The organism is Mesorhizobium sp. M0587 (genome assembly GCF_040320945.1).
In the GTDB taxonomy this organism is placed as follows: Bacteria; Pseudomonadota; Alphaproteobacteria; order Rhizobiales; family Rhizobiaceae; genus Mesorhizobium.
Genome location: NZ_JAMYQP010000074.1, coordinates 1 through 12330 on the forward strand (window position 1 = coordinate 1; position 12330 = coordinate 12330).

Consider the following 12330-nt stretch of genomic DNA (forward strand, 5'->3'; position numbering starts at 1 on the left):
ACCATGGATTCCGCAACACATCGAGAAGGTGAAGAAATGTTGCCCTGACACACCCGTTCCGTCTTTACCTTCCTCATATAAGCTCAACCTGACGACGGGCAGGCAGTCTGTTCTTTCGATTTAGACCAACTATGCGGATGCCACCTCAGTCAATTCAAGAAGGTAACCAATGCCGCGCACGGTCGTGATCCGTGGCGTTGCACCTGACCTACTCAGGTGTCCACGTAAGCGATAGATTCCGACTTCAAGCGCGTTGGCAGATACCTCGTCGTTGAACGAATAGAGGTGATCTTCCAACTGCGCACGAGGCACGATGCGGCCTGCACGGATAAGCAGATGCTCTAAAATACATAATTCGCGGCGTGCGATCTTCAGAGGATGACCCGAGACGGAAACCTGTCGGCCGATCGGATCGAAATTGAGATTGCCAAATACAACGATGGGGTCGGTCACCTGTGTCGACCGGCGCAGAATGGCTCTCATTCTGGCGATGAGCTCATCGAAAGAGACGGGCTTGAGCAGAAAGTCGTCCGCGCCACCGTTGAAAATTGCAATTCGCTTCTCGAGATCGTTGATGCTACTCATAATGAGGGTTGGAACTGAATGCCCGTCGCTCCTTAGCTGTCTCAGCCAGCCCAAGCCATCGCCATCTGGCAGAGCCAACTCCAGCAGGAGAATTTCATAGGTTGCGCAACAAAATGCCCTCGACGCCTGTTCCAGGTTGCCAACTACATCAACGGCAAAACCGCTATCCCCGAGCGCAGCTCGCACGGCGCGCGTAAGATCCACATGATGATCAATGAGCAGCGTTCGCATTTCACGTCCTATCAAGGTAGGACAGGTCACCGTCCGCTGTAAGACCGGGGCGACAGCAGAAGTCGCGCAACTCGTCGTAGTGTTCGTAACGCTCTTTCCGATGGGTGATCGCGGGAGCATGCAAGCCGCACGCCTGCAATAGTCGGGGATGGAACACGTGAAGACCTGTTGACGGGCTGAAACCGTCGGTCGGCCAGCCCACAATGCCACCGACTCTGCGTGCGATTTCTCTGCGCATCGATCCTCCTATATGGGTTGCGTCGCAAACTCCAGCTGAGGTCGCAAGGGCAGGTTGCGGCTTTGTTCATTGAGAGGACCACCAGGAGGATTACCTATATGGCACTTCCCGATTTACCAACCGGTCATTCCGAACCACGTTCGGCGGCTTTGAACACGCTCATTGAGCGCGGCTAGGTAAATCAAGGGTACGACCTGCCGGGTGTCGATGCCGCTTTTGAAGCAGGCATCGGCACCAGCTCGCTGAGCGTCGCCCGCGCAATTCAGCGGACGCGCTCGATACACCCAGTCGAATCGTGCCGCAGCTTGCCGCGCCGACAGGGCGCCCGAAGACTTCAGACTTGTGACCGAAGGTCTACGCCCAGTCCTCCTCCCATTATCCACCTCCGTCAAATCAAAGTGGACGTTCAATCTGAACAAATTACGCCATCGTATCACAAACCACTTACCGATCCCCGACATGCTCTAGCCTTAGTGCTTGTTAAGAAGGTCGGCTACTGTCTCTCCGCGTCGCCGGGCATCGGCGGCGAGCCACACCTCCCCCACCTCATACACGTCGCCGTGGGTACGGAACGGCACAATGACGTCAATGGCAGCCGACAGCAGGTCAAGAAGCGTGTGGTCTTCCACAGCAGCTCCTTGCGGGCTGCTCTTGACGAGTGAAAAGAGCTTTTTAAAGCCTTGGACCGGATCCGCCCCATGAATCGTTGATATTGATCCCGCATGGCCGGAGACGACTTCGCTAAGGTAGGCCCAAGCAGCATCATCGCGCATCTCGCCAAGCAATATTCGATCAGGGCGCATGCGCAAGCTGGCTTGCAACAGTTGCTCGGCTGTCACCGCACCTACGCCTGCTCGGTCCTTCGGATAGAGTAACCGGACATGGTTCTCGTGCGGGATTGCAAGTTCGAGCGTGTCCTCGATACTTATCAGCCTCTCTTGCGGGGGTATAGCGTTGATCAAAGTCTTGCTCATTGTCGTTTTGCCGCTTCCAGTAGGTCCGCAAAGCAGCATCGTGAGCCGCCCGCAAACGCACGCTCGCAAAAATTGCTCCAAGTCACCATTGTCGTAGTGCTGAAGAATCGTTTCGTCCTGCCGCTCTTGGCGCTCCTTTCGTGACCGCCATTGATTCCAACGCGAGTATTCGTAGCGAGAAGAAACTTCCTTGAGTTCGGTCACACGACTTGAGGGACGCCGTATCGTCAGGCTTATTGTTCCTGAGGGAACAGCGGGCGGCAAACAGATCTGCAGCCGCTCTCCGTTCGGCAGCTCAGTCGCACAGAGGGGGCTTTGCGGTCCGACATCTTGCTTGCGCAGCGCTCCAGCGAGGATCGCGATGTCCTCCAGATCGTCATAAGATAGCGGTAGCGGATGTTTCGTGAAAACGCCGGCCTGTCGGACAAAGGCTTCCCCAGGCCGGTTGATAGCGACCTCTTCGGTCCTTGGCTCCTCAAGCCATTTCAGAACAGGGTTGAGAAGCAAACGCAATTGAGGGTCAGCCTCCGGTCGCATTGTTGTCTCTCCGGCGTTCACGATGTTGGGGGGCTGGCGCCACGGCGGTCGCTCTAAGATCGTATACATCTGAGAAATCGAGATCCCGAGCCACAAAGATGGATACAGCATCTCCCTGGTTTTTCTTCAGAGTTGGCGGAACGTTGATCGTTGCTCTAAGGGTCGTGTCAACGGCTTGTCCGGCGTTGCTCTGGAAGCTGTTGATGCCGCTTCCTCCACCTGAGCTGCCAGCGTATTGACCGGCGGCCTGAAACGCGCCTTGAATGACGCTCATGAGCATTGCTCCGCCAAAGCGCTGCCAGAAGTGATTATCCACCGTGCCAGGCATTCCGGAGCGGCCGAGCTCGTCAGCGCCCGGCGATGCTAGCGAAACGAGGGCATGGTCAGGCGTTTCGATGCGCGTCCACAGCACGAAGACACGCGCATCCCCCTGTTGGAGACCACGCTGGATCTCGCCAATCACGGTCGTCCCGCGATCCAAAAGCACCACGTTGTTGGTGGCGCCGCGGACGTCTTTAGGTAAGACGCACTTCACATAACCCGGTAAGTTTGTGTCGACTGCCGTTTGCAAAATGCAGGGAATTATCGTTCCTTGAGTAATCACGAGATCAGGGTGCGGCAAAAGTGTGGCCCGGCTCGGCTCCTGTATATCTGGCTTCAATCGCCCCGACAGATCGCCAGCGTCTGAAATCTCATCCGAGGTTGCGGGAGCATCCCTATGGTTGTCTTCGCTCCGCTGACCGTCGTTGGGCATTTGACCGCTGCCACTGTAGGCGAAAATTGGTGATTCCTCCGGCGGCGGATCAGCTGGCGCCGGAGGCGGCGTAGATGGCGCAGGATCTCCTGCCTGCGCCACCTGTACGGGTGCTGGAGGTTCGGGAGCAATCTCAATCGGCACGGGGCGGAATGGCTCGGCGTCGGCGACAATTGGAGGTTTTGGCTGAGTTGGCTCGTCTTGTGTGCTGGGACGACCTCCGAGCCAGATGAGCGATAGAGATGAGATGAGAACAAGAGCAGCGACGGCCAACTTCTGCAATCCCGAAACATGCCGGCGGGCCGGCTCCGAGACCATCGATCCGGAGGCATGGACATCATGTCCCGACTGTGGGCCGGTTTCATTCATCGGCCGAGCCTTTCAAAACGCGCCACACGTCGGGTGTCACTGTACCGGTCCCTGGCGCTCGTCCCACAGGGTCATAAGCCCTGTTGAAAATGGACAAGACCGTATTGCCATCTCTCAGACGCCATTCCCGGGCGACTGCGGATACTTCAACATAGTCCCCTTTGACCGTGTAATTGGCAGCGGCTTCCTTGCCGTCGGGATTGATAATGTAGAGAGAGGGTATGCGGGAATTGCTTGCGAAGCCAAATACGGTGGTAAAGCCATTATCGAAAACTTGCAGCGGCGACAGCGATCGATCGCCCTTTGCGACGTAGTGAAAATTGCTTTCGTCCGGACTGGTAGTTGCGGCGGGCCGATTCAACAAATCCTGAACTCTCTCGTCGTGCAGCACTTTCGCCCGGGCCTGACCAAGAATCGAGCGCCTTTCTGCGTCCTTTCTCCGAGCAGCAGCCTCATCAGCAGGATAGGTGAACTGCACACTGTAGTATAGGTCAGGTTGCTGCTCATCGAGTTTTGGCATCGCTCTTGTTGAAATACTGAAGACGTATCTCCGTGTACCGGACTCACTCTCGGCCAGCACGATGACCGGCTGCGGCGGGAGCATCCGGCTAGCCTTAAAAAAGAGATAGTTGGCGCGCGGGAGCGCAGCCAGGTCTTTGCTATTGGAAACGGCCACGGCTGCGACTGTCTCGTTGGCCGCGAATGTGACAACCAGCGTTGCCCCCACTGCGGTAGACAGGCGCACCACTTCGTCGGGACGGTAAGCCAGGTAGCGCATGCGCGCATCATGCTTGCCGGCAAGTGGTGTGTCTTCCGCGGACGCTTCCATCGTTAAGAAGAGTGAACAGACCAGCGCGAGAAACGCTCTTTTTGTCATGGCTGCACATAGCCCAGGTTCGATACGCTATCTTCCGAGCCTTGATAAGAAGTGACGAGTAGACCTCCCGGATTGGTGAGCCTCGATTGCCCAGGCAGACCCGTCAAGCGCTCGTAGCGGATGGTAGCTGTCCAGGTGGTCACTATCGGCATCTGCCCATCGACAACAAGCGTACGTTTGTAACGGATCTGTTGAACGTCCGGACTGATGTCGTTTGAAGAAATATGCCCGACCTCGAGCTTGCCGCGCTTGCCGACCGTGACTTGCGGCGAGGTGGGATTCGGATAGTTGAAGAAATCTTGATATTGCTGTCGCACAGCCGGCGCGCTGAAACTGGATACGAGGTCATAGGCGTATTGGGCTGTATCTGCTGTGTACCCCTCGCGCAGGCGTACATATTCCCACAGCGAAGCATTTATGACGGCTCGGTCTTGGGTTGCCGGCAGTCGAGAGACTGACACTTCGCTATCGACGGTCCCATCCGGCCGGACCCAGAGGAACACAGGTACGAGCTTGGCCAACGGGACCATGGCAGCGATGGTAAATGCCTGGGCAACATTTCCTAGGACCGCCGCTGCGGCAAAGGCGATCAGGGCCTTTGACAGGCGCCGCGCAGACTTCGCTCGTGACGTTTGAAACGCTTCCACCTTCTTATAGTGGGCGGCTAGCGTTTCTCTCTCCACCAGAAGGGCATGTTCAGGAAATTTCACTTTGGCTCTTCCGCGCATTCGACCTGAAGATCCTCAGGGGTGGTTTCCCATTGTCCCACGTTCAGTTGGAATGGGGCACCCGCGCACGTCGCAAGCCCATGGCTCGTCTTGCAGGCGGCCAAAGCGAGGATTGACAGAAGTAGGCAATATTTCATGTTTTTGGCACCGAGCTTGTCGATTGATTAACCACCCGCCGTTTTGGCAAAGTGGCGATTGAGGCTGTTAAGAGGTCGGTTCGCACCTCCCCAAGAGCCGCCGGCGATGCTGCTGGCGATCGTCGGAAGCGCGACGATCAGAGCGTCACCAGCTAGGAAAAGCATGTCGAGCTCGTAAAGCCCGATGATCTTGGCTGCTGTCGTGCCCGAGAATTTGATCATCAAAAGCATGGCTGCCAGCGAGACTGCTTCGGCAGCGATTACTATCGTTGCAACGATGTTGAGGAGGAGAAGCAGCAGCCCGTACGAGAGCAGTTGGCCGATCCATCTGGTGGCTATGTCTCGAGTGTGATCAAAAAGGTAGCCTACAAGGACCAGGGGGCCGATCGTCAAGAGCACCTTCGTCAGAATTCCAACGGCATCGTAGATCTCGAACGCTGTCCACAGCGCGCCGTAGAAAATCCATTGCGCTCCCTCGAAAGCAAGTATGTCCTGGCCGTTCATAGGCCCAATTTCGGAAGCAATCAGCTGAAAGACATACTGGCTTGAAGCAAACATGAGATCGAGCTTCTGGGGGATTCCGATGAAGGGCAAGTCGCTGCCACTGATGTCGTGAGCCAACCTCGGAATCGTGTCGTCGAAGAGCGCTTCAATGTACTGCTGATAGTTGGCCTGCCCTAAGATAAGGGCGACGACAATCGACACCATGATTACGCGCGAGATACCCCCGCGCGCATCGACTTGACCACGCATGACCAGACAGCCTTGGATTATTATCCAGAGCGTGACACACGCAACCAGAGGCGCACTGACCGCCGCTTGGACGTTTTCAAGCACTTTGTGCAGCCCGGACGTGAAGGCCCCATGAAAGATCGTGTGTATAGTCGTGAATGGCGCGGGAATTTTGAAATTCATGGCGTGAGCCTGATGTGTCCCTGATCAGCGCAGCTGAGCCTGATGAACTCTGTGTGGTTTACGGGAGGATGCTAAACATATTAGCGGTGTCCTGATGTTCGCGACGCTGCGTGGCGGCCTCCTCCACGGCGTGAAGGCTCCCTTGTGCAGTGGCCATCGTCAGCAGACTCGTGGCCTGGACATTTTGGATCATCGCATCGTGAATCTGCTTGAGGACCAGACCGTTGGTCACGGTGGCCTGCATAATATTTCCCGAGCGGGAAAGCTGACCAAGCGTGCCGGCGTTATCCTTAAGGCGCTTGTCCATCATGCCCAAAGTGTCGGCTGCAATAGCTGCGGCATTGGCGGCCCCGGCGATTTGTCCCTGTAACAGTTTCGCTTCTGAATCGGTGCCGTTGACAATCCGATTTGGGTCCTTCGCAATGTTACGGGCCATAATCGAAGCTGGCGCCCGAGCATCAAACATCTGCTCCTCCAGCTTATTGCTCGACGGGTAATGATTTCCTTGGTTCAGTGAGCTTAGCAGTCCCGTGACAGCGAATGACGACGTCAGCATTGTCACCATTTCGATCGTGGTAGCGAGCGTCTCGATTGACCTCTCAAGGATCGCCGCATTGGAAATCGCTGTTAAGGTCGATTGTGTTTCTGTTACAGGGTCGGTGACGATCCATTGCGACCGGGCCTGTCCGTGAAGCAGAAGGGAAGCAGCAAGGGTCGTTACTGCAAGTTTGGCAAGTTTCATGAATATTCCTCCGTCAGTCTTGAACTTCATGGTACCGGGCCATGAACTTGTCGAGCCACCCACTTGGGGCGTCTCCGTGCTGGTTACGAAGCTGGTCGGCAAAGCGCACTGTGTTGGCCCGCCCCGAGAGTACGGCTACGTACTCGCGCATCTGCCCAAGATCGAATTCGCAAACAATACTCCCGCTATCGCGCTTGAGCAAAAACTTGCGGCTGCCGATTGCCATTCCCTGGCGGATTGCCTCGAACTCCTGCGCAGTGCACTTCAAGCCATCGACATATGCAGAGCGGTCCGCCGTCGGTGATGGGTAGAAAATTTTCGTCATACATTGCGCAACGAGACTAGCTCCGAGAGGCGATTCCAGAACGTGTTCAGGCTGCTGCGTTGCGAGTATCAACATGCCGTTGTTTTTGCGGACCGTGAGCAAGAACTTGTCGATAACGGCCGAGAATTGGGGGTTGAGTAGATAGAATCGAAATTCGTCGCAGCTCATGACGAACCGACGACCATCGACGATAGCGCCCACTCGATGCAGAAGGTATGCGGCGGCCGGTGCACAGACCTCCTCATATTCCAGGAGCTGCGTCATGTCGAAGCCCGTAATGGAGGCATCCAGCCTTACTTCGTCCACGTCGCCGTCAAAGGCCCATCCAAGCGCCCCCCCTCTACACCACCGCTGCAGCCGTGCTCCTGCGCCCTCGGAGGGGCTGTGCAATAGGAACTCGCGCAGGCCCGCAAGTGAGCGCATAGGGGGTTCGAACGAAAGCTGACGAACAATGCCGCGTTCCAGCCGACGGCTTTCCTCCGGCGAGATCGGACCACGGCCGTCACTCTCGATCAGGGCCATCAACCACTCGCGCAGAAAGTCCCGAGAGGCGGAGGTGTTGTCCAGTCCACGCAGAGGGGCCAAGCCGCTCGGAGCGCCTCTGCGCAACGCAAGATATGTCCCTCCCGTGGCTCGCACCAGCAGTTCACCACCCCGATCCTTGTCGAAGAAGACGATCGCACCATTGCGATCGACCAAGCTTTGCTCAAGCATCGCGAGGACAAAGGTCATCAGCGTCGTCTTGCCTTTGCCAACGGGCCCGAATATTGCCGTCATGCCGACGTCATTCTCATGGGGGATGTAGTCGAAAGAAGTTCCACCGTTTGTGCGAAAGCGCGCAACAGCATTGCCCCAGTGGCCGGAACTGGAACCGCTTGGGAAGTTCTCAAATGAGACGAGCCCGGCAAAATTGTGTGAGGTGATCGCCCCCGGGCGCGTGCGCCACCTGTTGTTCCCCGGAAGTTGGGACCAATATGCGGCCTCCATGCCGATGCCCTCTTGGACGATAACGGCGCCCGCGTCGGCCAGCCGTGCGCGGGCACTTGCTGCGCGATCTGCAAGGCTATTGAGGCTGTCGGCATAGACGCACAGGCTCAGATGATGCGAACCCATCACGAATTCGTTGCTTGCCAGTGCGTCCTCTGCCTCGGCAAGTTCATTGATCTGGGTGAGAGCCTTGTCGCCGGCACTCGTCATCTGGCTGGACTTAAGGCTTAGTTTGGCATGAGCTTGTGGGCGAGTGAGGAAGGAAAAGCTCTGGCTCAGGACAAGCGGGAAGTTGGCGGACAGCAAGGAATTTAGCATGCCCGGCCGCGTCGTCGCCGGATATTCACGGAACGAAAACAATGATCCGACGGAGCTATCCCCGGGCCTTCGAATCTCAAGCGCCCGCTTCCCGCAGATGACCTGGTCAGTGTAGATCGAGGCGCCAAGGGAGCCGGTAACCATCGGAACCGGAAGAAACCGGCAAGTCATCATGAGCCGAAGCGCCTCGCCGATTTCCGTGAAGAGCACGTTGCCTTTCTCACGAATGCCCAACCGGCGCAGACCGTAACCGCCGAGTGCGCCAGCAGTGATGTGCCAGAGGTCTTCCAGGCTCCGCATTTGGGTGGCTAGATCGTGCTCATTCCGTCTGCGGGACTTGGCAATCCGCAAGCCGATCTTGCCGATTGCGGTGCGGGGGGACACGATCAAAGTGAGGAAGTGATCGTTGCGAAAGAGCTTTCCCGACAGCACACGACGTTCGTAGGCCTCGCTCAGACTGCCAGCGAATGCACTTTGAAACTGGCGCGGCGCCGGCGCCGGCACATCGTTGTGTCTCACAAGATGAGCGTATATCGAGATATTGTCATCGGCGATGTTGCGCAAGAGAGTGTTGAACGCGCGGCAGCGCGAGTTGCGCATCTCAGCGTCTTCCAAATCAAAGGGCACACCGTTCACATGTGCCATGGCCATGATCGATCCGTCTTCCAGAAGGACAACCTGATCGCTTACGTGACCAACATACGGAAGGTAGATCTCGCCAGACCTCTCGGTCCGGCCGCTGGCGCCGAACATTACACCATTCCTCTTCCGCGTTTCGGCACTCTGATCGGATTGGCGCTGACGCTTGCGCCTCCCCAGACCGGCCCGTCCACGCTTCTGCCGGCCGTCTGCAAATAGAGCAGCACGACGCTTGCCGCGTTATAGTCACGCTCAACAACCAGCCGTGCTCCGAACCAGAGTGGCGCGAGAACGATTTCGTAGAGCGGGTTCTGAAGGATAATGATAACAAGCCCAGCCAACATCATGAGCAATCCGGCCAGCGTCAGCGGCACCCCCAGAAACAGTGCGGGGCGCGTCGCCGCCACATAGAGGGTGCTCACTTCCAACCGGTCGCTCATCAGCCACCGCCTATGAGCGCCTTGCCCAGGAAGCTGGCCCCGAACATGATGACGATCCCTCCAACGACACCCGCAACCAGGCCAAGTGAAGCACGACCGAACATCCAAGAGATACCGATGGCTACGAGCCCGAGCACGGCCAGTGATTGTCCAAAGGGGCCAAGTATGAACGTGCAGATATTCTGGACCATCTTGGCAGGATCCGTCCCTCCGGTCACCTGAGCCGCGGCTGGCCCGCTGTAGAAGACCGTCCACGCCGCGCCTGCAGCAGCGGCCGGTACATATTCAGCCGCCATGCGCAGCATGGAAAAAGGCGAAGGAACACGCGTTCTAAGCGCACGAAGTATCTTGAGTGGCGTCATCATTGCATCTCCATGTTTCAATCGAATACGAGTTTGTTCGGGTTCGCGGGTTCGCGTGCTTTCGCAGCCTGGCTGCCTGTCGGACCGGAGGGATCGGCCCCGGAGCGGTCTGGCTGATACGAGCCCCAAATGTCCCAAGAATCTTGGTTGGGCTGCTTCTTTCTATTGGCCTGTTGGCTCTGCTGGAGCAGAGGCGGCACGGCTTTCCGACCGGGTGCCTCAAGGTGCGGCACATCTCGAGCAGCCGGCTCCAGCGTTCGCTCAAGGAGACTTGAGATGTCCTTTGCGGCCGACTCGACCTTGCGTACATAACCGTTGGCGAAGCCACGCGTGACGTCGCCCGTGTTATAGGCCGAGATGGCACGGCGAAGCGCCAGTTGCTGTGCCACAGCAGTGGTGCCGCCGGCATACCGGCTTTCAAGCAAGTGGGCGGCAGCCGAAAGCGAGGCGCAGGGCTCGAAAGCCCTTTCCGGCGTAAGATTGAGCACGGCAAAGTTCTTGCTGTTTATCTGCATCAATCCAACATCGACAGAATGTTGTGCTTCGAGGCGTTCCTTGATGCCCCGCGTGGCTTCCAGGTGGTCTATCCAGCGAAGCTGCTCACCTGTGGTGTTGTCATGAGCCACCAGCGTGTCAAAGCCACTTTCAATCTTGGCAATCGCGGCCAGGGTGGACGGCGCAACCCAGGGAGCGCATTTGCGCGACAGGCTGCGGAACTCACGCGGAGAGAGTGGCGCGGGCTCGGCTGGGAGTGACATGGATGTCAACAGGACGATGGCCAGCGGCCAAGCTGCAATAAACATTTCCTATCACCTACCTTTCCAAGCCGCCGGACGGGTTCTGGCCCTGTCCGGCACGCGCTTATCGGGGAGGTTTGTTACTGTGTGATGTTCAAGTTCAGCTTTTCGGTTTCAACTGAAGCAAAGACCGTGTTCGTGTCAGCGTGGGTGAGCATCTTGCGCATGCGTGGGTGGCGCGGGCCCGATCAGCCAGCGACATCCGGAGCATCTTGGTACGATGACTCCTGTGCAGGATTGCTCGTCCCGGCCGTCCGTTGCTCCTAGACTGTGGGCCGCGACTTCGGCGCCATGGGTGGTACTTCTGTCAGCGCCAAGCCAAGGACAAAATGGGGAGCTTGGCGGGTTTGTTCAGGCTCGGGATCACCGTGGGGAATCGACGAAGGCGATAAAGCAGCCCAACTTTGCCGGTATGCTGCCGGTGCTTAAAGAGCAGCCATGCGCGGCCCTGCACACTCAGATCATTGCTTGAGTCGCGAGCTCGTCCGCGAAGCTGGCTCGAAGGCGCAAATCCGCGGCGGCGAGGGTCAACTGGGAAGACGTGGCGGCGCAGCCCATCCTGGTGCGAGCCTGGTTCAGCTGTTCGGCCGCCGCCGCCAAAGAGTGGATCATGCACAGTCCCATCGGCAGAAAGCCGCACGTCATTGACGTCCGACGGCGCAATGGACAAGCATAGTGACACGCTCAAGATGGAGGAGTTGCAGTAACTGAGAAATGTTAGCCCGGACGTTCACCGCAACCGGCGACCTGCCGGTCGCCCGAACAGCATTTGAGGCCGCCGGCCACCTTGGACGAAGCCGGCTTGGCAGGAGACATACTATTTGGCACAAGGCCGCTGCAGCGAATCACGGTCTTCTTCCGCCGACCGCCTCTCTGATCAAGCCAAACGCCGCGCTGCTCAACCATGTCCGAGCTGGATCCACGAGCCGTAGGATATCGAGATGATCCAGGTCCGCAAACTCCAGGATGACGAGGAGGGCATAGCAGGAAACTTGGCATCCATGAGGTCGAACTCAGGCCTGCACCAACGGGGGAGCTCGAAGCGAAAAAGCGAAGGACCACACGGCAGGGTCATGTCGGCGCTTGGACCTGTCGGGTGGCAACGGGCTGCCTTGGTGCGGTCAATTCGCTGGGGATGAAAAGACCAGGACGAGCACGGCCTCACATTGGCCGCACGCAACGGCGAGTGGTATCAAGGGCAGCTGTTCTGGGTCGGTGCCCCAGGGTTGCTCGGCAACAGGTTTAGACATGGGGCTTCAAGATTGAAGGTGTGCCGTTGAAACATGTTCTTGTCATTGACGATGATGCCGCAATGCGGCGCCTCATCGCCGAGTATCTCACGATGCATGCCCTGAAGGTAACCGCAGTCCACGAT

General features: G+C 57.6%; 12 protein-coding genes and 1 pseudogene. 1 reads left to right on the forward strand and 12 read right to left on the reverse strand.

All coding sequences use genetic code 11. From position 1 onward, the window contains the following. Positions 1 to 129 precede the first annotated feature (129 nt). From NKI49_RS32410 to NKI49_RS32465, 12 genes are all read right to left on the reverse strand, one after another. Entirely contained in the window at positions 130 to 816 is a 687-nt protein-coding gene (locus NKI49_RS32410) for a response regulator (RefSeq protein ID WP_352607963.1), read from the reverse strand. 708 nt (positions 817 to 1524) lie between these two features. After that, positions 1525 to 2565: a P-type DNA transfer ATPase VirB11 gene (gene virB11, locus NKI49_RS32415; protein WP_023762844.1), complete on the reverse strand. Its 1041-nt coding sequence runs from the start codon at positions 2563 to 2565 to the stop codon at positions 1525 to 1527. Continuing rightward, positions 2549 to 3688: a type IV secretion system protein VirB10 gene (gene virB10 / locus NKI49_RS32420; RefSeq protein ID WP_352567799.1), complete on the reverse strand. Its 1140-nt coding sequence runs from the start codon at positions 3686 to 3688 to the stop codon at positions 2549 to 2551. Before virB10 ends, virB11 begins: the two co-directional genes overlap by 17 nt. Further along, entirely contained in the window at positions 3681 to 4565 is an 885-nt protein-coding gene (locus tag NKI49_RS32425) for a TrbG/VirB9 family P-type conjugative transfer protein (RefSeq protein WP_023766577.1), read from the reverse strand. The genes virB10 and NKI49_RS32425 overlap by 8 nt, the downstream gene beginning before the upstream one ends. Continuing rightward, the gene (locus tag NKI49_RS32430; protein ID WP_023785251.1) at positions 4562 to 5275 is read right to left on the reverse strand and encodes a type IV secretion system protein VirB8; all 714 of its coding nucleotides are present in this window, start codon (positions 5273 to 5275) and stop codon (positions 4562 to 4564) included. The genes NKI49_RS32425 and NKI49_RS32430 overlap by 4 nt, the downstream gene beginning before the upstream one ends. Beyond that, positions 5272 to 5430, reverse strand: coding sequence for a type IV secretion system lipoprotein VirB7 (locus NKI49_RS32435; protein ID WP_081731114.1), 159 nt, complete (start codon positions 5428 to 5430; stop codon positions 5272 to 5274). Before NKI49_RS32435 ends, NKI49_RS32430 begins: the two co-directional genes overlap by 4 nt. Before the next feature lie 27 nt (positions 5431 to 5457). Beyond that, the gene (locus tag NKI49_RS32440; RefSeq protein ID WP_023762840.1) at positions 5458 to 6345 is read right to left on the reverse strand and encodes a type IV secretion system protein; all 888 of its coding nucleotides are present in this window, start codon (positions 6343 to 6345) and stop codon (positions 5458 to 5460) included. A gap of 58 nt (positions 6346 to 6403) precedes the next feature. Then, on the reverse strand, positions 6404 to 7087 hold the full coding sequence (locus NKI49_RS32445) for a TrbJ/VirB5 family protein (protein ID WP_352576373.1): 684 nt from the start codon (positions 7085 to 7087) through the stop codon (positions 6404 to 6406). Positions 7088 to 7100: 13 nt separating this feature from the next. After that, positions 7101 to 9470, reverse strand: coding sequence for a type IV secretion/conjugal transfer ATPase VirB4 (virB4, locus tag NKI49_RS32450; RefSeq protein ID WP_023762838.1), 2370 nt, complete (start codon positions 9468 to 9470; stop codon positions 7101 to 7103). Continuing rightward, entirely contained in the window at positions 9470 to 9796 is a 327-nt protein-coding gene (locus tag NKI49_RS32455) for a type IV secretion system protein VirB3 (RefSeq protein WP_023679584.1), read from the reverse strand. Before NKI49_RS32455 ends, virB4 begins: the two co-directional genes overlap by 1 nt. Next, the gene (gene virB2, locus NKI49_RS32460) at positions 9796 to 10101 is read right to left on the reverse strand and encodes a pilin major subunit VirB2 (RefSeq protein ID WP_023673707.1); all 306 of its coding nucleotides are present in this window, start codon (positions 10099 to 10101) and stop codon (positions 9796 to 9798) included. Before virB2 ends, NKI49_RS32455 begins: the two co-directional genes overlap by 1 nt. A 74-nt stretch (positions 10102 to 10175) precedes the next feature. Further along, on the reverse strand, positions 10176 to 10961 hold the full coding sequence (locus NKI49_RS32465) for a type IV secretion system lytic transglycosylase VirB1 (protein ID WP_352607959.1): 786 nt from the start codon (positions 10959 to 10961) through the stop codon (positions 10176 to 10178). A 1270-nt stretch (positions 10962 to 12231) separates the two neighbouring features. On the opposite strand from NKI49_RS32465, the pseudogene NKI49_RS32470 reads away from it, so the two are divergent. Further along, positions 12232 to 12330 (forward strand): annotated as a pseudogene (locus tag NKI49_RS32470) (DNA-binding response regulator); the annotation flags it as partial.